Origin of the sequence: Thermosynechococcus sp. B3 (assembly GCF_030323045.1) — a bacterium.
In the GTDB taxonomy this organism is placed as follows: domain Bacteria; phylum Cyanobacteriota; class Cyanobacteriia; order Thermosynechococcales; family Thermosynechococcaceae; genus Thermosynechococcus.
Genome location: NZ_CP097584.1, coordinates 1,119,480 through 1,140,922, shown reverse-complemented (window position 1 = coordinate 1,140,922; position 21,443 = coordinate 1,119,480). Strand labels below are relative to the sequence as shown.

Here is a 21,443-nt window from a genome sequence, read left to right as displayed (position 1 = left end):
TCATCATTGCAATGGTTGCTTACAGTGTTCCCAAAAGCGCTCCGTGGAAACACCCATGGCAAGGCAAGAGGGGTGTAGTAAGTTGGGTTTCAGAGAATAAGGTGAAAAAGCTGTGACTGCCCGTATTTCTGCTGTCCCTAGTGCTGGTCATCGTCGGTATGATCCTGAGGCGATCGCCCGCTACTACTGGCGACATCCTTGGCGAGTTATCTGGCGGTTCGTTAACATTTCGGTATCTTTCTTGACATTTTGGCTGCTGTTGCAGTGGGACAAGTGGCTAGGTCAACAGGAAAGTCAGCGTCCCCTGCGAGCAATGCAACTGCGCAAACTCCTGATCCGTTTAGGCCCAACCTTCATTAAAGTCGGTCAAGCCCTCTCCACTCGCCCCGATTTGATTTGTCCCGACTACCTCGAAGAACTGACGCTCCTTCAGGACAAGTTGCCCCCCTTTGCCAATGAGATTGCTATTGCCATTATTGAGCGGGATCTGCGCTTAAACCTAGGGGATATTTTTGCCGAATTCTCACCCCAACCGGTGGCCGCCGCCAGTCTCGGCCAAGTCTATCGAGCCAAACTCCACAGTGGTGAAGAAGTGGCCGTCAAGGTGCAGCGTCCCAACCTCTTGCCCGTGATTACCCGCGATCTCTTCTTGATCCGTCTTTTGGTGCAGTGGGTCAAGCCTTGGCTACCGATTAACCTCTGCCATGATTTGCGGGACATTGTCGATGAATTTGGCCGCAAGCTCTACGAGGAAATTGACTACCTCAATGAAGGGCGCAATGCCGAGAAATTCGCTGCCAACTTCCGCGATGATCCCACGGTCAAGGTACCGAAAATCTACTGGCAGTACACCAGTGAGCATGTGCTGACCTTGGAGTGGATCCATGGCATTAAGCTCACCCGTACCGATTGCATGGTGGCGGCGGGCGTTGATCCCGATGAGCTGATCCGGGTGGGGGTGATTTCAGGACTGCGGCAACTCTTGGAATTTGGCTTCTTCCATGCCGACCCCCATCCCGGCAATCTCTTTGCCATGCCGGATGGCCGGATGGCCTACATTGACTTCGGCATGATGGATCAACTGGAGGAGAGCACTAAAGAATCCTTGGTGGATGCCGTCGTTCATTTGGTGAACAAGGACTATCAAGCCTTGGCGACGGACTTTGTCAAACTGGGCTTTTTGACCCCGGAAACGGATATTACGCCGATTATCCCTGCCCTTGAGTCGGTCTTTGAGGAGGTGATTGGCTCCAGTGTGCGGGAATTCAACTTCAAAGTGATCACCGATCGCTTCTCCGAGTTGATGTATGCCTATCCCTTCCGGGTTCCCGCTAAGTTTGCCCTAATCATTCGCTCTCTAGTCACCCAAGAGGGCATTGCCCTGTGTCTCAACCCTAACTTCCGCATTGTTGATGTCAGCTATCCCTATGTGGCACGGCGTCTGCTGCAAGGAGAATCGCCCCAACTGCGGCGACGGTTATTGGATGTCCTCTTCAAGGATGGTCGTCTTCAGTGGCAACGCCTGGAAAACCTAATTGCGATCGCCCGGCAGGATCAGCACTTTAACCTCGCGCCAACCGCCACCTTGGGCTTGCAGTATCTCTTTTCTGAGGAGGGGCAGTACCTGCGGCGGCAAATTGTGCTAGCGTTAACCGAAGATGACCGTCTCCACACCGAAGAGGTGCAACGCCTTTGGAATTTGGTCAAGTCTGATCTGCGTCCGCTCTTCTTGATTGATGTGGCATGGGAAGCCCTCAAGGCCTCTGTCTCCCACACGCTCGGTAAAGAAGAAGACAGCAATTCCTTGGTGGTGGCCAGCTAAGGGTTGGCAGCGGTTATCAACGTTCCTGAGTGTCCAAGAAGGATTAGGTATCCCGTGTTTGATCCACCCATTGTCTTGCTACTGGCGGGTATTTTTATGGGGTTGACCAGTGGTAAAGCCTTTGAAGCCACCCTCAAGCAGAGCGTCCAAGAATGGAACCGCAGTCGCTCCACCCGCGTTCTGAGTCAATTGCGCGGCCCCCAACTTCAGTTGCCCTACTTGGGGATTTCCATTGGTATCTGGCTCTTCCTGATGGCGGGATTGTGGACCTATGGCTTTGGTGCAGGGCTGAGTATGGTCATTGCCTTTGTGCTGACGATCGCCACCGCCCTTTTGGTGTGGTATCAACTGGGGAAAGTGCTGACGATTTTAAGTACGGGTGGCTCTCGTGCCCTTGATCTCGATGCCCTTGAGGCCAAGGAATAGTTTTTTATAACTCCTAAAGGAGGCGTTGTGGATTTACTGACCCAAGTGGATGAACTGATTGCCAACGCCCCCGATGACCCTGCGACTGTGGCGGCGGTACAGGCGATCGCCCCCATTCTCTACGAGGAAGCCCAGCGCTACGGGCAAACGGTTTACTACGTCCTGCAAACTCCCGATGGTCAGTGGCAGGTGATTACCCTTGAGGAACAGCACCCCCCCCACCAGCAAAAAAACGTCATCCACGCCTATGGTAGTGAAGCCATGGCTCAAGAGGCCTGTGATGAACAAGTGATCCCAGTGCCCATGCCAATTATTCCCCTTTTGTTTCAACTGTTGGCGGCAGAGCCAGTGGATAGCCTGATGATCCTTGAGGCGGATGGCGAACGAGGCTGGGAAGTGGGGCGAGAATGGTTACTAGCTCAAGTGCGCGCAATCCTCAGTGCCCCCCCGGATATAGCCTAGGACGGAAGCTGCTCACCACGAATCGCCAAGTCTAGCAGTTGCATCGGGTGGTAAATGGGCACGGAGCTACTCTGCTCTTGGAGATACTGCCGCAATTGCACGGTGCAGCCCACATTGGCTGAGACAATGACATCAGGGCGAGTATTCAGCAGGTTGCGTACCTTTTGGCGTCCCAATTCCGCCGCCACATCGGGTTGAAGAATGTTGTACACCCCGGCACTGCCACAGCACAGGGCTGCATCGAGGGGTTCGCGCAGTTGCACTTGGGGAATTTGTCGCAGCAGTTGCCGCGGTTCAAGGCGAATTTTTTGGCCGTGGATCATGTGGCAGGCATCTTGATAGACCAAGGTCAAGGGGCGATCGCCCAAGGGGTGGAGCGGTGTCACCAAGCCCTGTTTGACCAAAAAGACCTGCACATCCTCCACCTTTTGCACAAAGTCACGGGCGCGATCGCGGTACTCTGGATCGGCAGCCAAAAGGCGATGATATTCCTTGAGGGTGTGGCCACAACCCGAGGCGTTGATTAAAACCGCATCCACCTTGGCCGCTGCAAAACAGTCAATCATTTGGCGTGCAAGGGTTTGCGCCTGATCCTCCTCCCCTTGGTGATGGGGCAGGGCACCACAGCACCCCTGTTGTGGCGGTAGCACCACCTCAAAGCCATTGGCACTTAAGACGGAGATCGTGGCTTCATTAACTTCCGGCAAAAAGAGCCGTTGGACACAGCCAAGAATCACCCCCACGCGGCCACGCTGTTTCCCTTGGGCAGGCACGACTTCAGGCCAGCGATCGCGAAATGTTTTGGCTGAAAGGGGCGGTAGCATTTGATACATGGCCGCAAGGGACTTGGGCAAGAGCCGTTTCAGGAGTCCCAGCCGCTTTTCGAGATGTGCCAAGCCGAGTTTTTGGTAGAGCCAGAGCGGCCACAGGAGGGCACGCAGCCGTTGGGGATAGGGCAGCGTTTGGAAAATCAACTGCCGCAACCAGCGATCGCCCACAGGCCGCTGATAATGGCGCTGCACTTGAACCCGCGTGGCCGCAATCAACTTATCGTACTCAACCCCCGATGGACAGGTGGTGACACAGGCCAAGCAACCCAAACAGGAGTCAAAGTGCTGTACGACATCCGCCAGTTGCACCTGTTCCTCATGAATGGCATCCATGAGATAGATACGACCCCGCGGAGAGTCCATTTCAGTACCCAACACCCGATAGCTAGGACAGGTGGAGAGGCAAAACCCGCAGTGGACACAGGCATCAATCAGGTGTGGATCAGGGGGTGACTGGGCATCAAAGCCAGCCACAGGATCAGTTGCAGTCATTCGTAAGTATTGAAACTTGTCTAGAGATTGCCGACAAAAACGCCAGTGCCAAAGACACCCGTTGCATCCAATTGTTGCTTAAGCTTCCGCATCAATTCAAGGGCGTTGCCGCGATAGTCCCAAGGATCGAGTTGCTGCTTGAGGTTCAGGGGGGCGGCTAAGACGGTGACATAGCCCCGTGGTAGCCCTTGGCGCAGCCTGAGAATGAGTTGACCGAGATGCTCCTCCTGTCCGTGGAGATAGGCGTAACCGACCCCTGCACTCATTTCGCCTCGGCACTCGCAGGCCAATTCCCTTGCCAACTGCTGAAGCTGGGTGAGGGCGGGCAACATTTCGCTTAGAGGCACACCGATTTTGAGAATCACTTGATCGGGGGTGGGGTTGAGGGTAATGCCTAGGGGGGCTTGGGGTTCCAGTTGCAGATTATGGGTCTGGGCAATCTGACTCAGGCGATCGCCCAACGTACCCGCAGCAATCACTTCCCGCAGGGTATGGAATTCCAATTCCAACAGCAGCGTCCCCCGTGGTTCAAGGCGCAACACACACCGCGCGGGCGCAAGGGAACTCGTCAAAATCACCTCAAGTCCCTTGGCCAAAGCAGAGACTTCCCCCCGCAACTGCCAGATTTGTACCGCATCCGGCAGGGGATAGACCCGCAACGTCACCTCCGTTAGGATGCCCAGCGTGCCATAGCTGCCGATCAGGAGTTTCATCAGGTCGTAGCCGGCAACATTTTTGACCACCCGCCCTCCCGCTTTGACGATTTGGCCATCACTGCGAATGAACTTGACCCCCAACAATTGATCGCGCCATGACCCATACCGCTGCCGTAGGCTGCCATTACTTTGGGTGGCCAAGCAGCCGCCAAGGGTGGCCGTTTCTCGAAAGAGGGGATCTGCGGCAATCCACTGTCCTGCGGGTGCTAGGTGGTGCTGGAGCTGCTGAAAGGGAATACCCACTTGGGTGGTGACGGTCATATCGGCAGCCGCATGATCAATGAGCTTCTGCCACGCCGTTGTCCGCAGAAAAATATCTGCCTTGGGGGTGTTCCCGAGCCAATTGAGTTTGGTGCCTGCGCCAATGGGCAACACTCGCCAGCCTTGGCGCCGGGCATAGGCAATCACTTCTGCCCCCGCTTCTGGGGTGGGGGGAGTCACCAGCAGGGCATACTCAGGAAGGTAGGGACGCAGGTGGGGAGCGCGATCGCCCAATTCAGCAAGGGAGTGAACCGCTGCATCCCCCAACAGGGCGCTCAGGGTTTGTTTCATGGATTACGGGTGGGCAGTTCAAAGACAAACCCTTCGTAGTACAGGAGTTGGCCATCCTCACTCTTGACGGGGCGGGCGCATTCACAGATGGTTGTGATGCTGTGGTCAGCGCGATACACCTTGGAAACCAAGTTGCGCACAAAGCCACGAGTTTCAATTTGCTGTTGGAATTTTTCCCAAGCGCTGTCATCCACGTAGGGACGATGATTATGGTGTTCTATATCCGCTAGCCAGTCTTCAGCATCGGCATAGCCATAGATGCGTGCCAAGGCATTGTTGACTTTGAAGTAAACCCCCTCGGGCGAACTTTGGTAAATCCCGACCACGGCTTCCTCAAACATCTGCCGATACTGTTCTTGCGCTGCTTGCAGTGAGGAGACCAAGTCACGCCGCTCCTCGACGATTTCCTGCAACTGCTGGTTTTGCTTTTGCAAGAGGGCATTTTTTTGCCGCAGCTTCCGCTGTAGGAGAGCGATCGTCAACTGATTTTTTACCCGTGCCAGCACCTCCGCCTGCTGAAAGGGTTTGGTGATGTAGTCGGCGCCGCCAATCTCAAAGGCCTTGACCTTGTCAAAGACATCATCGAGGGCACTAATGAAAATAATGGGGATATGCTTGGTCTTGGGATTCTCCTTCAGGGTTTGACAGACCTCGTAGCCATTCATATCAGGCATCATGATGTCCAAGAGAATGACATCCGGGGGTTCGGCCTCAATCCCCATGAGCGCCATTTGGCCACTAATGGCACCGCGCACATCGTAGCCTTCCAGTTGCAGCAGTGTGGTTAAAACTTCAACATTTTCGGGGGTATCATCGACTATCAGAATGCGACCAGCCCCTGAATCAAAGAGGTCGGTGGTCATGCACGGGTCTCCCAATGGCGATCGTTTGTCAGCGCCCTGACACTCCCCATCCTATCAAAGTTTTTTCTGAGCGCCGGCGATCGCCGGCCACTTCCCAATTGGCAAGATCTCCAATACTTTATTTTTCTATAGTAATGATGATGGTGGCACACAGCGGTAAAGATAATCAAGGATAATCAATGACAACAAATTGGGAAAATTTTCGCAAAAACCTTGGGGAATGGCATGGCTCCTTTACGGCGGTCAGCCCTACGGGAGACGTGGGAGCGTCAGTGCCCTCGATTTTGATCCTTGCCGATACTGCTGACGGTCAACGGGTGCGCTTTGAACTGCGACGCTTTGGCAATGGTCTCGATCAGCCCCCCACCAGTGAAACGGTGCAGGAGTATGCCACCATTGGCCGCCAAAATGTCTTTTTTCCGACGGGGGCTTTTTCTAAGGGATCGTTGCAGGTGGCGCCCTTTGCCGAGTTTGGTGCGGAGTATGGCTTTGTCATGGGCGATCGCCGACTGCGGTTTGTCCAACTCTTTGACAAAAATCAGCACCTCCAATCCATGACTCTGATTCGCGAGTTTCGTGCCCACAGTAACGCCGTTGAACGTCCTCCCTTAACCGTGGATCAACTCCTAGGGGAATGGCGCGGTACCGCCTACACCGTCTATGCCGACTGGCGATCGCCCACGGAAACCCCGACCCATCTAAGTCTTTGGCGCGAGGGCGATCGGCTCTACCAACTGCTGCAAACCCCCGACCACGAGGTGAAAACAACGGCCACAATTGCTGGTTCACGGCTTCTCTTTAGCGATACGGATCAACCCAAGCAGCTTGTCCTGCTCCCCGATGGCACCTCTAGCCTGACGCCCCTACAGGTGTCCTTTCGTCAACCCTTCTTTGTTGAGGTGGGCTGGTTGTGGGCAGAGGGGCAGCGGCAACGCCTCATTCGCACCTATGGCGATCGCGGCGAATGGGTCAGTGCGACACTCGTTGTCGAAGAACGGATAAGCTAAGCATCCCCAGCAAGAGGGGTAGCAACCAATCCCCATAGCGAGTGTAGAGGGTCTGGGTTTGCCGCCGCAAAATCGTTGCCGCATGAATCACAAACTCATCAGCATTGGAGAGCCAAACAGTTTCCCCCGTAGGCGCAATCACCGCAGAAAGGCCCGTATTCGTGGAGCGCACGAGCCAGCGATCGCCCTCGACGGCACGCAACACATCATGCCCATGGTGCTGGGTCATCAGTTGGCGACGGTAGGGATCATTGTTGGCAACACTGAGGATAAACTGGCCCCCATGAACCAGTTGCCAGCGGCTGCGGTGGGAAAAGGCAGATTCAAAGCAAATCAGGACAACGGCCTTGCCCCAAGGGGTGGTAAAGACCTGATCAGGGTTCCCCGGCAGGAGGCGCGATCGCAACGTGGATAACCGCTGTACTACCCCCGCCAGCCAATCGGGAATATATTCCCCCAAAAGAACAAGGTTGACTTTGTTGTAGCGACTGTAAATCTCCCCCTGCCCATCGAGGGTCAGGAGCACCTGATGATGCCCCCCTAGCGTCTCCATGAATGTCCCTAACCACAGGGGAACCCCTGCCTCGCGAACAGCGCTGGTGATGGGATTGACTTGGTGTGGTTGCCACAAAATCGGCAGTGCCCCTTCCGGAGTCAAGACGGCATCAACCCCTAGAGCCACCAGTTGGCGATAGCCACGGGGATAGTCCTGCCAAGCGCGGCGGATACCCTCTGGCGTGAGCTTTTCCCGTGTCGGGATATTGCCTTGGATCAAACCCACCCGTAGGGGTTCCCCTTGATCCGCAGTGACACTGACGCCTAAAACAGCATTGAGGGCGATCGCCCCCAAAAGAGTAACAACAAGCCATTGCTTTGCCCATGTGTGCCGCCGCAGACTGAGGGTGACTAAGCCATTCACTGTCATCACGACTGCCGTAATCGTGGTGGGTCCCGCCAGACGACCCAGTTGAAGGAGTCCCGTTGGACTTTGGGTCAGGGATAAACTAATCCACCACAGGGGCGAATAGCTCCAGAGGGCTTCAAGGGCACACCAAAGGGTGACACCCCATAGAAGTTGCCAAGGGGCAGATTGCCGCACCCCATAGCGTGCCATCAAAAAAGCCCAACTCCCACTCAGGACTGCCCCCCAACCACTCAGGAAAAGCCAAATCCCCCGCGAGATTAGCCAACTGGGCACTGGCGCAATGCCAATCCACATCAAGGGATGCAAATCCCACACCCAGCCTAAGCTACTGCCATAGAACCCTAGTCCCCAACACAGGCCGGCGATCGCTGCCCACAGTGGCGATAAAACCTGACACTGCCACCACAGGGGCACAATTCCTATGAAGGCCAAGAACCACCCGCTTACTGGCGGTAGCGCCAACTGCGTTCCCCAGCCCGCGATGCCTAAACCAACACACAGCAGCCACCTAGGCAATACTTTGGCGTTTGCGTTGCTCTTTGGGGGAAGGAGCCACATGCCAGTGTCCTGCTTTAATCAGTTCCCGTTCCAGTAAAGCAAAAAAGCGTTGGCGATCGCTGCCGCGCACAACGGCTAAATTGTGGGCTTCTGCTAATGCCACGGGGTAACCCCGCCCTTTTTCAATTTGTGCTGCCGTCAACGCAACTGCCTGTTGCCACAGGTCTGCATCCCGCGCCACCCATTGAGGAACTTCCAAACGCACTACTTCCGAGCCACCGTGGAGGTAGGCAACGTAGATGTGATGGTCGCCGTAATGTTCCAGAATGCGACTGCGGCTCCGCCAGAGGGGACTATACTGTTGCGGTGCCAAGTGTGCTTGCCAGAGGAGCACATCCCGCAGGGGATCAAAGACTTGACAAGGGGGGCGATCGCGAGTCGCCTCGAGGCCAGTCTGACTCGTCTGACCACAGTGGAGGGCACAGTTGGGTTCAGGGTAGGGGCAAACCCCCAAGCGCAGAAAATTCACCGTTTCATGACTGCGGGAGGCACTGACATAGCCCACCAAGGGAATTCGCTTCGCACGCAATTCATCCCAAGCAGCTAAGATGGGCGTCAACAATTCCTCACGCACCATTGGCGGCAGTGATTCCCACGCCCAGAAAATCAGTGAACCATCCACGAGTGCTAGGCTGGGGGCTTTCTTGTTTTGCGCTTGAATGAGTTCAACAAGGGCAAGAATTTCCGCTTGAGTGCGGCGGTAGCGTAACCAATCCTCTATGGTGAGTCCCCAGCCCCGCGATCGCCCCAATTCATCGGGGTCATAAACCAACTGCGGCACACTATCTAAATGGGGGCGTTGCCCTTGACCGTAGGCGATCGCCACCCGTCCCACATTAATCAAATAGCAATAGGCAATTTCGTGGTGACTGGGGGCAATTTGCGAGCCATCGGTGGCAAAAATTATGTGTGACCTTGGGGCAGGGGGGACAGCGTGCTTCACCGTCAGGGATTCAATGGGTTCAGCAGCATTAAAGGGAAAGGACTCGCCCCACGCTTGGATGGCTTGGCGATAGTGCTCTAAATTTTCTGCCATTACTGTCAACACTTCGAGGGCACGGGCTTGTTTTTGTTGGCTGGCGATCGCCCCTTGGCGGATCACTTGACCCACCGTTCCCATTTGAGCAGCTACTTTGACGAAGTCCAACACTGTTTTCGTATCTGGAGATACAGCTGTCCTGAAGACCTGCTCCAATACTAAATCTAAACAACATCTCAATAATTGCTCATGGGTACTGAGTTACAGGTGAGCACACTGCCAATCGTTGGAGTCCGTCCCTATACCGAAGACTCTGTTCAAAGTGGATCTGACTAAGCCCATGGATCAGCAAGAACTGCCGGGGCATAATCGCTGGCATCCAGAGATCCCCGCAGTGGTTTCAGTCAATCCCGGTGATGTGTTTCGCATTGAGTGCAAGGATTGGACGGACGGCCAAATAATGACAGCAAAGAAAATGGGGGCAGTTTCCTGACGGATCACTTCCCGAAGGCCGCAAAGGCAGTTTGGGACTAATCTAGTGAACCCGCCTTTTGTCCAGAGTGTCAGCAGCTTGGCCGACGCATTTTTTCAGTGCCAGCGGTAAATCTCTCTTCCGCCTTGCCCCGACCCTCGCGGGGGAGTGACCCAGAACTGGTGCAGCGATCGCCCCAAGAACCCAAGCCTCCCCGCTTTCAGCAGCAATCCTGCGGTCGCCGGTGGATGCTCAATCACTAATTAACCGCTCACACAGGATGAGGTGAGCATTTTTGCCGCTTTTTCAGCCTTGGCTAAACTGACATCCGAACATCTAGCTTCTCTTAAAAGAGCTCTACTGGCCACGCTGAATTCGTGTGAAGAGATCCCTCTGAAAAGAGCTGTATTAAGATTTGTTACAATTAGGAGTTTCGCGTAACTTCAGCTATTGTGAGAGGTACTGTCAAGAGTAACGGATGTATGTCCTTGAAAAAACGGCAGCCCTTTTCTGAAATATGTCATAACATATTGTGCCTAAACACAATAAGCACAAAAATGTGTGACCCGTCCTACAGCGGCGTTGGCTGCTGCAAGGATGTTCGATCCCTGTGAAAGGGGCTTTACCCAATTGATGTCCCATTGTTGTTGAAAGTTGATGATTTTCTACTCGTAGGGGCAATCATGAGAATTGGTGAATTACTACTCAAGGCGGGGTTAATTACACGAGGCCAACTCCAAGTCGCCTTAATGGAAAAAAGCATTTATACCAACTTGCGCTTTGGTGAAATTGTTGCCCTCCATGGTTGGTTGCCCCAAGAAACCATTGACTTTTTTGTAGAAGAGTGGCCAAAACTCAGCCAAGGTAAAGAAAAACATCCCATCGGTTTTTATCTCAAAAAGGCCAGTTTACTGACTGAGGAACAAATTCAGCAAATTCTCAAAGAACAATGGCAGACCAGCTATCGCTTCGGTGCCTTGGCTGTCCTCAATGGCTGGGTGAAACAGGAAACAGTGAACTTTTTTCTGCAATCCATTAACCCCAATGCCCTCAAAGAAAGGACGCGCATCGAGAAGGCCACACTGTCGGATATCAAGCGCCCAACTCCCCAAAGTCGCAAGCCTTCAAAACAATCCCTTGCCTCCCTGAAGAAGGTGGCCGATCCAGAGGACTTGGCGGAGATCGATCTCGATCTTGATTTTGATCTTAATGAGATTGAATGGCTAACTTAGGCCAAGTGCAGCCATTGCTTGACGCCCTAGGCTGAAATAAAAAACTCGCACCAGAGATAACTCCCATGCGAGTGCCGTTACGAATCAGTCTTGAGAGAGGACAATCACACCCCTGTGCTAGCTCATCGTGGCATGACTGCGATCGTAGCTTGTCCAGACATGGGGCTTAATTTTGCCCTGAATTTGGTTCCAATAGTGACCTGCGGCCGCAGGCAATCCCATTTGGGCAATCATTCGCGTGAGGAGGGATTGTTCGCGGTTTTTGATCACTTGGTGGTGATGGGTGAGAATGACCCGCGAAAGTTGATTGAGATCAAGCGCTGGCATATTCACTTCCTTGGCTGTGTTGGCAGCAGTAGTTGCCGTCGTATTCACAGCTTCCGTTTGACCCGTACGGTAGGCAACACCGCGATAGATTAAATCCCGCACAGGTTGAGCTGGGGGATTCACTGCGTGGGTGCAGTGGTAATTCCAACCCCGATATTTGGCTACAACATCGGTTGCTTCACTACGGACTGCCGGAGGAACGTAGTCGTATTGAACGCCGCGATAGGTGAGTGTCGTTGTCATCATCATCGCCCCAAATGATGTACTGGCTAGTTGTTGTCAGCTGAGGCGCGTTCCTTCGGGACCATTGCCCTACTTCCGTCTTCGCTATTCACCCAAACTTTTTGGTGGTTCCTAGCAAAGATGAACGATTTATTTCTGTATCTAATTTAACAGTTTTGCCACCATGAGTGCAAGTGGTTACAAAAATTTACACTAGAAACCTTCTCTTTTGTGCCAGAGGTGCCCTGATCAGGGGAGAACTAACCTAAATCACCTAAACCTGAGCGGCGTTGGTGAGAATGATGTGGCGATCGCGATCGTAGGTGAGCCACTGCTCCTCTTTGAGTTTGCCCAACAGACGTGTGATGGTCACTCGACTTGTGCCAATCGCCGTTGCCAGTTGTTGATGGGTAAGGCGAACAGTGTAGCGTGTGCCCAAGGGATGGGGCTGACCAATTTCTTGCTTTAAGAGCAAGAGTAAATGGCGTAATCGCTCCTCAATCCGGCGATGGCTGGTAATTCCTAAAAGACCTTCCGCTTGCCGTAGGCGACGAGCCAGACCCCGCACAAGGCTTTGGGTCAAGTTGGGTGAGGATTCTACCTCCACCAGTGTAAAGAGCATCAACTCTGCCTTGGAAAGTGCCTTGGCTTGGTAGGCCGTTAAACTGGTCAAGGGTAAACCAAAAGCAGTACCGGGGGTGGCCAGTCCCACCACCACTTCTTCACCATCGGGGTGCAAAAGGTTTAACAGCACGACGCCCCGGCTCACTAGCCAAATGCGCTCTGGCTCCATCCAGATGCTGTCCCCCATGCCAAACGTGTGTAGTCGAGAGGAGGAACGCCAGCGTTCCTCCACGGGGGGAGTGATGGCAGCAAGGGAGACGTTTGCCATGGCAGCAGAACCTCAAGCAAAAGAAACCAATACTTAGGCACATCCCCAAGAAATTGGTAGTTCTTCCAACATTCCCAGTGCCTGTGTTCTGGGTAACGTTAGCAACAACCGCCTATTAGACTAAGGGGTAAATGTAAAAACCAGATGATGGCTCCTTGATCATTTGGTTAAGGCTTGCCGCCCAGCGCAGAGATGGCCTCCAATAAACCGCGAGCTTTGTTCAAGGTTTCTTCGTATTCCCGCTGCGGATCGGAATCCGCAACAATACCAGCACCGGCTTGGACGTGAATGAGGTGTTGGTGGTCGCTTAGCAGTTGCACCACCATCGTGCGAATAGCGATCGCGGTATTGAGTTGACCTTCAAAGTCATAGTAACCATAGGCACCAGAGTAGGGGCCACGGCGGCAGCCCTCCAATTCATAGATAATTTCCATGGCCCGAATTTTGGGCGCCCCACTGACGGTTCCAGCCGGAAAACAAGCTTGGAGCAGATCCCATGCCGTTTTATCGGGCAATAGTTCGCCCACCACATTACTGACAATGTGCATGACGTGGGAGTAGCGTTCAATCACCATAAACTCCTCGACGGTGACACTCCCCTGACGACACACGCGCCCCAAATCATTGCGCCCCAAATCAACCAGCATGACGTGTTCGGCCACTTCTTTGGTATCGGCGAGGAGTTCTGTGGCGAGCTGCTGATCTTCGGCGTAGGTGTGCCCCCGCTTGCGAGTGCCAGCAATGGGACGCACTGTGGCAAGGAGAGACCCACGTTTTTCAGGGTGGTGCTCTGCTTTAACCATGACTTCTGGACTAGAGCCAATGATCTGCCACGTGCCAAATTGAAAGTAGGCCATGTAGGGGGAAGGGTTAATCAGGCGCAAGGAGCGATAGAGGGCAAAAGGATCACCACTGTAGGGGGCACTGAGGCGTTGGGAGAGAACGACTTGGAAAATATCACCGGCGCGGATGTAGTCCTTGGCGCGCTCCACATTGGCACGGAAGGTTTCTGGGGTGGTATTGCTGGTGTAACTGGGGGTGTGGCGACTGGGTTGCCAGGGCAGCTGGGTGGCCTCAGCAGGAATACGGGTTTGCAGTGCGTTCAAAAGCCGCTCTAGGCGATCGCTGGCATAGGTATAGGCCGTTTTCAAGTCCATCTCACGGGTATCAGCATAGACCACCGCCCAAATTTTCCGCTTCACCTGATCAAAAATCAGGATTTGATCCACCTGCATCCACACGCCATCCGGCAAATCCTTTTCAGTGGCAGGATGAATCGGAACCCGCGGCTCAATCCACTGAATCAGTTCATAGCCCCAAAAACCAAAAAGACCGCCAATGCCCCCCGGCAGTTGTGGTAGCTTCACGGGTTGATAGGGGGCAAGGCAATTGGCCAAAATTGTGAAGGGATTGCCCGTAAATGTGGTGACTGAGCCATCGCGATGGGTTTGGGTGGTTTGGTTGCCCCGCGTTTCTAGTACCCACAGCGGATCACAACTGAGGAGGCTGTAGCGAGCCAATTGTTCACCCCCCTCGACGGACTCGAGCAAAAAGTTGTAGGGGCGATCGCGACAGACCCGATACCAAGCGGACACGGGCGTGTCCATATCCGCCACCCACTCCTGATAGATGGGGATGAAGTTACCCTGCTCGGCAAGCTGACAAAAGGTCTGAAAATCGGGGTGCATGGTCGCGTCTGTGAAAACCTTTCTATTTTCTCCCTAAAGGGGGGCAACAGCAATCTCGACGCCAAGGGTAAGGTGCTTCTGTGGTGGCACGTGCAGGAGATCTACCCCCGTATTCAAGGCATTGCGGGGGGCAGTCCAAGGTTCTAGACAGTAGTAGGGTTTGCCCTGAACCGTCCAAAAAACGAGGGTTGTAAACGCTGTATCGTAGCGCAGCGTCAGGCAGTACTGTTGTTGCAGATCACAGACGCGAGCCACTTGACCCGTGAGGGGACGACAGGCCAAATCCAGTTCTGCCGCATGCCAGTCAAACGTGCCGCTAAAGGTGAGGGGTTGTTGCGTTTTCTGATCCACCATGGCATGGATTGGCAGGTCAAACTGCAATTGCTGCTTGTCAGCAACGGCAAAGTAGGGATGTAAGCCAAAGCTAAAGGGCAAGGGGGTGTCACCGGGGTTAGCCACCTCAAGGGCGATCGCCAAGGCATCAGCAGCAAGGGTGTAGGTTAAGGTCAGATGAAAGGCAAAGGGATAGACTTGGCGCGTGGCTGGCGTATCCTGCAATCCCAGCTTCAAGAGATGTTCCTGCTGATCTAACACCTGCCATGGCAAATCCCGTGCAAAGCCATGCTGCTTGAGGGGATAGGTTTGGCCATTGTGGTGAAATGTATCCTCGGGCAAATTGCCACAAATGGGAAAGAGAATGGGAATACCGCCACGCACGCTTAACTGCGGGTTGGCAAAGCGCTCCCGATCCAAGTACAGCAGCTCATGACCTTGCCACTGCCAGCGGCTAATCAGGCCACCGCGCTCTGGAATCACTTCAACGCGAGTACGTTCGGCGTGGAGAGTATAGGGCATTACCATAGCTGGACAGTACGCCTGCTTTTTAGGATACACTCGCGACTACGCTAGAATAGCGACAATGCCCTTGGAGGGAGGCCAATGTCCCTAAGATTTACCCTAAACCCCACCTTACGTTTTTGGTTCAGTGTGTTGCTGGTAACTTGGTTACTGGGGCTACTGGGGCTAGGCTGGTTAGTGCAATCCTTTCTGGTGCTGTTTTTCATCTTGATGTTGACCCCTGTACTCCTTTTTGCAGGGTTACAACTTTGGTTTCGCTGGAAGTTGGTGACGGCGGCTTGCCCAGTGTGTGGCTTTGAATTTAGCAGTTTGAATAATACCCAAACCCAATGCCCCGCCTGTGGCGAAATCCTGATGGTGCGCGATCGCCAGTTTCAACGCTTGACTCCCCCCGGCACCATTGATGTCCAAGCAGTGGAAGTCAGTCATTCAGTGATTGAAGACTAGCCACAGTGGTATGATTAGCCCAAGATTGTTGGTCGCTGGCAAGAGGCCCGATGCGACAATCCCTGTCTATGACTAAATTTGTTGACTAGATTTGCTACAGGATGCCCTATGCGACAACTGAACTTCTTGATGATATTTGTCATTGGCTTGGGCTTAGTTCTCTTTAGTATTCAAAATACCGAACCCGTTAGTATTAAGTTCTTTGAAGGGAAAGTGATTCAAGCCCCATTGTGCATTGAACTCATTGTGGCCATGGGCATTGGTGCCGTCTTTGCTTGGGTCTTTAACGTCTGGGTACAGGTGCAGCGCATCTTTACGATTCGCGTGGAAATGGAAGCCCGCGATGAGCAAATTGCCCACCTTGAGGAGGATGTGGAACGCTACAAAGCTGCCCTTGAGGAGCAACAACGCCTCCTGCCCAGTGTCAGCAGTGCCTCGACGGAAAAGTAGCCGAGAGCCTTGAAAATTCGTTAGGCTAGGAAATGATTAACTTTTGTTATTTTGTGTTAACTCGGCGTGTCCTATGGCTACCTCTCTGGCTGTTGAAAAGAAAAAGTTAAAAAATCCGCCCCTGCAATTGCACTATTTGGGCGATCGCGTGCTGCGTCAACCCGCCAAACGGGTCAGCAAAGTGGATGACAGTATCCGCGATATTGTGCGGAAAATGCTGCAAACCATGTACAGTGCCGATGGCATTGGCTTGGCGGCACCCCAGGTGGGCATCAATAAGCAAATTCTTGTCATTGATATTCATCCCGATGACCCCGAGGCAGAACCGTTGGTGATGATTAACCCGGTCATTAAGGACTTCAGTGAAGACCTTGAAGTCTGCCAAGAGGGCTGCCTGAGTATTCCGGGGGTGTACCTAGAGGTGCGTCGTCCGGCCATGGTGGAGGTGGCCTACAAAGATGAGTGGGGGCGTCCCCAAGTGATCATGGCGGGTGGGCTACTGGCGCGGGCGATCCAGCATGAAATTGATCACCTGACGGGGGTGATGTTTGTGGATCGCGTCGAGAACCAAGCCCTACTGCGCCACGAACTCAAAGAGCATGGGTTTACCGCCAGTGCCGTGCGTCCCATTGCTGCCTAACCCTGAGGATCATCGTCTGTGGCCAAGAGTTATCTATACCTATTGGGTGCCTGTGTGGCAGCGATCGCCACGGTGGGTTGTGTTTTTGAACTGAGTTCGGGAGAAGCCCAGTTGGGAACCATTCCAACTACCGTGATTTTGCTCCTCAGTGTGCCCCTTGGTTTAGTAGCCTTTGTAATGGCGGTGCGCCTTGCCCGTGCCAGCGATCGCCCCTGATGGATTGGAATCTGCTATGACGCTCACCTACCCTGACGACCTGCAATATCTCGACAGCCATGAGTACCTGCGCCTTGAGGGCGATACAGCCACCCTCGGCATTAGTGCCTTTGCCGTCGATCAACTGGGGGATATTGTCTTTGTTGAGTTGCCTGCCGTTGGCGATGTCCTAAAACCCGGCGAACGCTTTGGCACCATTGAGTCGGTCAAGGCCGTTGAGGATCTCTATGCACCCCTCGCAGGAACCGTGATTGAGGTCAATCAAGCAGTCCTTGACAACCCCGAGCAAATTGCTGCGGATCCCTATGGGGAGGGGTGGTTGGTGAAGGTGCAAGTCAGTACCCCCCCTACGGGACTCCTCTCAGCAGCGGATTATCGTGCCCTTGTGGAAGGAGCGTAGGTGGTAACAAGCGGCCTGCAAGTCCTTGTGGATGGATTGGCCACAGGGAGTGTTTATGCCATCTTTGCCCTCGGCTATACCCTTGTCTTCTCGATTTTGGGCATCATCAACTTTGCCCACGGTGCTGTTTTTGCTATTGGCGCTTATCTCACCTATGCCCTCTTAGGGGGACGCTTTGGCTTTAATGGTCTGTTGGCCAATGGACAGCTTCCCGTTGCCTTACCCTTTGCGCTGGCCTTAGTTCTCAGTGCCCTTGGCTGTGGCCTGTTGGGGGTTGGCATTGATTGGGTCGTCTTTCGACCCCTGCGGCAACAGCGCGCCGATACCCTCTTGACCGTGGTGGCCAGCCTTGGGGCGGCTGTTCTCCTCACCAACCTGATCCAGTATTTGGTGGGTGCCGAAGTCTATACCTATCCCGATCAACTCTGGGGGGGATTGCCCCTCACCCTGCGATTGGGGGACATTGCCCTGCGCACTAGTCAATTTGTCATCTTTGCCGTGGCCGTGGTTTTGATGATTGCCCTGACCTATTGGGTCAAAGGGACGCGCATGGGGAAAGGATTGCAAGCGGTGGCCGAAAATCCGACTGCCGCGACATTACTGGGCATTGATAGCGATCGCATTATTCAAGTGACGTTTTTTGTCAGCAGTGCTTTGGCTGCCGTTGCTGGTACCCTCGTCGCCCTGAGTGTCGGGATTACGGGGCCGCAGTTTGGCGTGATCTTTGGTCTCAAGGGGTTAGCGGTGATTGTTCTGGGGGGCCTAGGGAGCTTACCGGGGACAATGTTGGCGGGCTTTTTGCTGGGACTAGTGGAGGCAATGGTGCCTGCCGCTGCTTCGGGGTTTCGGGATGCTGCGGCCTTTGCGATTCTCTTTCTGGTGCTGCTTGTGCGTCCCCAAGGGCTGTTGGGGCAGCCCCCAGTGGAAAAAGTTTAAGGCTGTTGAATTAGTAGTTGACTGCTGTGGCTAGAGCCGTACTGCTGGTGGGCACTAATTCCACCTTCAAACTGACGCCAAATTGGCTTTCAAAGGGTTCTTTTTTGTAGTTGACACTCCAAATTTCCAACTCACAGCGATCGCTAGGATCTGCCGGGTGCACCTGCACACAAAACTCCCGCTGGGAAGCGTGCCACTCACAGGTAATGTGATCCACGGCCCCGATTTGCCGCCGATCCAACGCTGAGGCCAACCGTAGAATCGCACTCAGTTGCTCGACAATTTGCCGTTCTCGCCGTCCCACCAATTGGCGGAAGTTCTCATGCTTTTTCTTAGGGGGGCTTTTGCGGTGATAGCGACAGAGGTTGGCAATGATCTCAATTTCCGTATCGGTGTAGCCGAGCAGACCCCCATGGCGCACAAGGTAGTAGGAATGTTTGTGGTGGGCAGAATGGCTAACGTAGTGGCCAGCATTGTGGAGGATTGCCGCTGCCCAGAGGAGTTCCCGTTCCGCTTCTGTCCAGTTGTGAAGAACCCCTTGGGTGCGATCAAAGAGCGTTAGGGCAAAATTGGCCACCCGTTCACTGCTGGCAAGATTGACATGGAACTTTTGCGCCAAACTGTAGGTACTGCGCTGACGCACCGAGCTTTGATAGCGGAGGCGGTCTTCAATCAGGCCGTGGGTGAGCATCCAGTCCACAATGATGCCTTCCCGCAGGGCGCGATCGCAGGTGATCAGGCTGGTTTGACCCAGCATCTCCATGGCCTCAGCGAGAATCACTGCCCCTGCAACAATAATTTCAGCGCGCCGCTCCGACATCCCCAAGAGTTGACAGCGCTGGTTAAAGTTTAGTCGCCGCAATTTGGCCACAAGTGCCTTTAAGTCCCCTAGCGTCAGTTCATAGCCGCGTAGGGAGGGGGGACAAGCACCAAGGCGATCGCAGGTGTGAATCATCATCAGGCTTTCAATCGTGCCTGAGGTACCCACCAATTGCGGTTTTTCATGGGGGCTGAGCTGCTGCCGCAGGTCTTCAACGGCACGATCCAACATTCCCCGTACATAGGCGCGCAGAGCCGCGTAGTCCTGATCGCTAATGGGATCGCTTTTGACAAATAAGTCCGTCAGGCGTACTGCCCCCACTTTGGTGCTGCTGAGGTAGCGGGGTTCATGACCATCCCCCAAGATTAACTCTGTGGAGCCACCGCCAATGTCAATGATGATGTGGGGCTTGCCGTTGAATTCTAGCCCCGAGAGCACCCCCAAGTAGATGCGCCGCGCTTCCTCTTCGCCGGAAATTAGATCAATGGTCAGGCCGGTCTCTTCCTTGACCCGCTCTAAAAACTCGCGACCATTGGGGGCTTCGCGCACCGCACTGGTGGCCACGCCAATAATTTCTTCCGCCTTGAGACCCGTGGCCAATTCGCGACAGCGGCGCAGGGTGGCGATCGCCCGATTCATGGCCTCTTCCGTCAGTTGGCCGGTAATTTGGCAGCGTTCCCCCAGCCGCACCATATCTTTTTCGGCAGCAATGATTTTGAAGCTGGGTAAACTGGGCTGAATTTGCACCACCACCATGTGAATTGAGTTTGTCCCGACATCAATGGCCGCCAGAATGCGATCGCTGAGATTCACTGCTCGCCACAGGTGGAGATGTTGTTCAGCAGCCATTGGACTTGTATCGAAGGGGACAAACACCCCCTATCCTACCCTAAGTGTTTCCCGTTAGATGATCCTTAATCTTGGCAGCAATACGCGAGCCTAAATAATCAGGAATCACACTGCCATTCGGTCCTAGCAGATAGAGCAATAGCCGCACCCGGCCCTGCCAAAGCATAAAGTTGATATTCACCACCAGCAGTTCCTCTTGCCAAATGGCATGCATCACCTTGTAGAGCAACGCCGGATGATTGGTGGACTCCACCAACAGTGCCGGCAGATGAAAGACCTGATCCTGATAAAAGCTGGTGGTAATTTGCGGCAGGCCTTCGTTGAGGTTAAACTCCATGGCCAGCATTTCCTCAACGGCAAATTCACCACTGAGGGTCTGTTGGAGGGCACGGCGCACGCTTTCACTGCGCTTTTTCGTCAGGGGTTTGCCCTGCTCTGAGAGCACCAGTTTGACAAACACCAGCATCGGTGGTCGCACATGGCCATAGAGCGAGACATTGTGAATTGTCAGCTTGTAGGCGGCCATCACCCCAAAGAGATCACTGAGCAGGTAAGAGTGATTGCGGTGGGCAAAGTGGAGAACGGAGCGATCGCCCTCGGGGACAATCTGAATCACCGCCTGATTGGTCTTATGAATTTGAAACCCCAGTTTCAGGTTTTGCAGTTGGACATCCCGACCAACAAATTGCTCATAAAAGTCCGGAAAGGAGCGGTTGAATCGCTTCAGGACATCAAGGTTACGCAGTTGAAAATCGGAAACCATGGGTGAGAGTCGCTATACTATAGCCTAGGCCGGGTTACACTTGGTCATTTTCCCATCTCCAGCATACTTGCATGAGCTTCTGGAAATCGCTGTTCAATTCGCAACCGACTGCCAGCACCACCACGACGTCCCCTAGTTTAGGTTCTCAGGTAGAGCGGGACAATGGCAGCGAAAGCCAAATTATTTTCAGCAAAGAAAAAGATATTGATGTCTATGAACTCGAAGAACTTTGTGATGCCGTGGGCTGGTCGCGCCGTCCCATTCGCAAGGTGAAAAAAGCAATTCAGCATAGCTTTTTGGTGATCTCGATGTGGGAGCAGCGGGGTGCCTATCGTCGTCTGATTGGCTTTTCCCGTGCTACCTCTGACCATGCCTTTAATGCCACGATTTGGGATGTGGTCGTGCATCCAGAATTTCAAGGGCGGGGTCTGGGCAAAGAATTAATGCGGCAGATAATCAAAGAACTGCGCAGCGAGGACATCAGCAACATTACCCTCTTTGCCGATCCCCATGTGGTGGACTTCTACCGTCAGTTGGGTTTTCGCCCGGATCCCGAGGGGATTAAGGGGATGTTTTGGTATCCCAATTCCCGCTAGGCT

24 protein-coding genes, 1 pseudogene and 1 riboswitch are annotated in these 21,443 nt (G+C 53.8%); of the genes and pseudogenes, 14 read left to right on the top strand and 11 right to left on the bottom strand.

All coding sequences use genetic code 11. The annotated features are described in order from the left end of the window. Window positions 1-112 precede the first annotated feature (112 nt). From M0646_RS05825 to M0646_RS05815, 3 genes are read left to right on the top strand one after another with little or no spacing between them, the layout of a single operon-like run. Entirely contained in the window at window positions 113-1,822 is a 1,710-nt protein-coding gene (locus tag M0646_RS05825) for an AarF/ABC1/UbiB kinase family protein (protein WP_149818996.1), read from the top strand. Between the two features lie 54 nt (window positions 1,823-1,876). Next, window positions 1,877-2,248 (top strand): hypothetical protein, encoded by a 372-nt coding sequence (locus M0646_RS05820; RefSeq protein ID WP_149818994.1) that lies wholly within the window; start codon window positions 1,877-1,879, stop codon window positions 2,246-2,248. A 27-nt stretch (window positions 2,249-2,275) separates the two neighbouring features. Further along, the gene (locus M0646_RS05815) at window positions 2,276-2,710 is read left to right on the top strand and encodes a hypothetical protein (protein WP_149818992.1); all 435 of its coding nucleotides are present in this window, start codon (window positions 2,276-2,278) and stop codon (window positions 2,708-2,710) included. On the opposite strand, the gene M0646_RS05810 is transcribed toward M0646_RS05815, so the two are convergent. From M0646_RS05810 to M0646_RS05800, 3 genes are read right to left on the bottom strand one after another with little or no spacing between them, the layout of a single operon-like run. Beyond that, complete coding sequence (locus M0646_RS05810) at window positions 2,707-4,032, bottom strand: (Fe-S)-binding protein (protein ID WP_286627000.1); 1,326 nt, start codon at window positions 4,030-4,032, stop codon at window positions 2,707-2,709. The two genes, M0646_RS05815 and M0646_RS05810, sit on opposite strands and share 4 nt — an antisense overlap. Window positions 4,033-4,052: 20 nt before the next feature. After that, on the bottom strand, window positions 4,053-5,300 hold the full coding sequence (locus M0646_RS05805; protein ID WP_286626999.1) for an FAD-binding oxidoreductase: 1,248 nt from the start codon (window positions 5,298-5,300) through the stop codon (window positions 4,053-4,055). Then, window positions 5,297-6,163, bottom strand: a complete 867-nt coding sequence (locus tag M0646_RS05800) for a response regulator (protein WP_149818986.1) — start codon at window positions 6,161-6,163, stop codon at window positions 5,297-5,299. The genes M0646_RS05805 and M0646_RS05800 overlap by 4 nt, the downstream gene beginning before the upstream one ends. Window positions 6,164-6,342: 179 nt before the next feature. Between M0646_RS05800 and M0646_RS05795 the strand changes: the two genes are divergently transcribed. Beyond that, complete coding sequence (locus tag M0646_RS05795; RefSeq protein WP_286649957.1) at window positions 6,343-7,170, top strand: DUF3598 family protein; 828 nt, start codon at window positions 6,343-6,345, stop codon at window positions 7,168-7,170. Here the strand turns inward: M0646_RS05795 and lnt are convergent. Beyond that, on the bottom strand, window positions 7,133-8,653 hold the full coding sequence (lnt, locus tag M0646_RS05790; protein ID WP_286649956.1) for an apolipoprotein N-acyltransferase: 1,521 nt from the start codon (window positions 8,651-8,653) through the stop codon (window positions 7,133-7,135). The genes M0646_RS05795 and lnt overlap by 38 nt on opposite strands. Beyond that, the gene (locus tag M0646_RS05785; protein WP_149818981.1) at window positions 8,604-9,803 is read right to left on the bottom strand and encodes a DNA double-strand break repair nuclease NurA; all 1,200 of its coding nucleotides are present in this window, start codon (window positions 9,801-9,803) and stop codon (window positions 8,604-8,606) included. The genes lnt and M0646_RS05785 overlap by 50 nt, the downstream gene beginning before the upstream one ends. Window positions 9,804-9,933: 130 nt before the next feature. Between M0646_RS05785 and M0646_RS05780 the strand changes: the two are divergent. The 3 genes and pseudogenes from M0646_RS05780 to M0646_RS05770 all read left to right on the top strand — a co-directional run. Beyond that, window positions 9,934-10,163 (top strand): annotated as a pseudogene (locus M0646_RS05780) (acetamidase/formamidase family protein); the annotation flags it as partial. A 60-nt stretch (window positions 10,164-10,223) separates the two neighbouring features. Beyond that, entirely contained in the window at window positions 10,224-10,367 is a 144-nt protein-coding gene (locus tag M0646_RS05775) for a hypothetical protein (RefSeq protein ID WP_226972024.1), read from the top strand. Window positions 10,368-10,787: 420 nt separating this feature from the next. Further along, window positions 10,788-11,336, top strand: a complete 549-nt coding sequence (locus M0646_RS05770; protein ID WP_286649955.1) for a hypothetical protein — start codon at window positions 10,788-10,790, stop codon at window positions 11,334-11,336. A gap of 117 nt (window positions 11,337-11,453) precedes the next feature. On the opposite strand, the gene M0646_RS05765 is transcribed toward M0646_RS05770, so the two are convergent. From M0646_RS05765 to M0646_RS05750, 4 genes are all read right to left on the bottom strand, one after another. Then, window positions 11,454-11,906 carry a DUF4278 domain-containing protein gene (locus M0646_RS05765; RefSeq protein ID WP_286626992.1) on the bottom strand — a complete coding sequence of 151 codons (453 nt, stop codon included), beginning with the start codon at window positions 11,904-11,906 and terminating at the stop codon, window positions 11,454-11,456. A 44-nt stretch (window positions 11,907-11,950) separates the two neighbouring features. Continuing rightward, window positions 11,951-12,035, bottom strand: a riboswitch (Glutamine riboswitch). Between the two features lie 124 nt (window positions 12,036-12,159). Beyond that, window positions 12,160-12,777 carry a Crp/Fnr family transcriptional regulator gene (locus M0646_RS05760; RefSeq protein ID WP_286626990.1) on the bottom strand — a complete coding sequence of 206 codons (618 nt, stop codon included), beginning with the start codon at window positions 12,775-12,777 and terminating at the stop codon, window positions 12,160-12,162. 167 nt (window positions 12,778-12,944) lie between these two features. Beyond that, window positions 12,945-14,465, bottom strand: coding sequence for an anthranilate synthase component I (gene trpE, locus M0646_RS05755; RefSeq protein WP_286626988.1), 1,521 nt, complete (start codon window positions 14,463-14,465; stop codon window positions 12,945-12,947). Window positions 14,466-14,498: 33 nt separating this feature from the next. Continuing rightward, on the bottom strand, window positions 14,499-15,326 hold the full coding sequence (locus tag M0646_RS05750) for an aldose epimerase (protein WP_286626986.1): 828 nt from the start codon (window positions 15,324-15,326) through the stop codon (window positions 14,499-14,501). A gap of 78 nt (window positions 15,327-15,404) precedes the next feature. Here M0646_RS05750 and M0646_RS05745 point away from each other — a divergent pair, with 78 nt between their 5' ends. The 6 genes from M0646_RS05745 (at window position 15,405) to M0646_RS05720 (ending at window position 18,412) form a co-directional block, all read left to right on the top strand. Further along, entirely contained in the window at window positions 15,405-15,770 is a 366-nt protein-coding gene (locus tag M0646_RS05745) for a hypothetical protein (protein WP_149818969.1), read from the top strand. A 108-nt stretch (window positions 15,771-15,878) separates the two neighbouring features. After that, window positions 15,879-16,220, top strand: coding sequence for a LapA family protein (locus M0646_RS05740; RefSeq protein ID WP_149818967.1), 342 nt, complete (start codon window positions 15,879-15,881; stop codon window positions 16,218-16,220). Between the two features lie 73 nt (window positions 16,221-16,293). Beyond that, window positions 16,294-16,860, top strand: a complete 567-nt coding sequence (gene def, locus M0646_RS05735) for a peptide deformylase (protein ID WP_149818965.1) — start codon at window positions 16,294-16,296, stop codon at window positions 16,858-16,860. Window positions 16,861-16,878: 18 nt separating this feature from the next. After that, on the top strand, window positions 16,879-17,076 hold the full coding sequence (locus M0646_RS05730) for a hypothetical protein (RefSeq protein ID WP_286626984.1): 198 nt from the start codon (window positions 16,879-16,881) through the stop codon (window positions 17,074-17,076). Between the two features lie 16 nt (window positions 17,077-17,092). After that, on the top strand, window positions 17,093-17,476 hold the full coding sequence (gcvH, locus tag M0646_RS05725) for a glycine cleavage system protein GcvH (protein ID WP_149818961.1): 384 nt from the start codon (window positions 17,093-17,095) through the stop codon (window positions 17,474-17,476). Next, window positions 17,477-18,412, top strand: a complete 936-nt coding sequence (locus tag M0646_RS05720) for a branched-chain amino acid ABC transporter permease (RefSeq protein WP_149818959.1) — start codon at window positions 17,477-17,479, stop codon at window positions 18,410-18,412. Between the two features lie 10 nt (window positions 18,413-18,422). On the opposite strand, the gene M0646_RS05715 is transcribed toward M0646_RS05720, so the two are convergent. Together M0646_RS05715 and M0646_RS05710 are read right to left on the bottom strand one after the other, a co-directional pair. Continuing rightward, complete coding sequence (locus M0646_RS05715; protein ID WP_286626982.1) at window positions 18,423-20,081, bottom strand: Ppx/GppA phosphatase family protein; 1,659 nt, start codon at window positions 20,079-20,081, stop codon at window positions 18,423-18,425. 40 nt (window positions 20,082-20,121) lie between these two features. After that, window positions 20,122-20,844, bottom strand: coding sequence for a hypothetical protein (locus M0646_RS05710; RefSeq protein ID WP_149818954.1), 723 nt, complete (start codon window positions 20,842-20,844; stop codon window positions 20,122-20,124). Window positions 20,845-20,915: 71 nt separating this feature from the next. Between M0646_RS05710 and M0646_RS05705 the strand changes: the two genes are divergently transcribed. Then, window positions 20,916-21,440, top strand: a complete 525-nt coding sequence (locus M0646_RS05705) for a GNAT family N-acetyltransferase (protein WP_149818952.1) — start codon at window positions 20,916-20,918, stop codon at window positions 21,438-21,440. Window positions 21,441-21,443 lie beyond the last annotated feature (3 nt).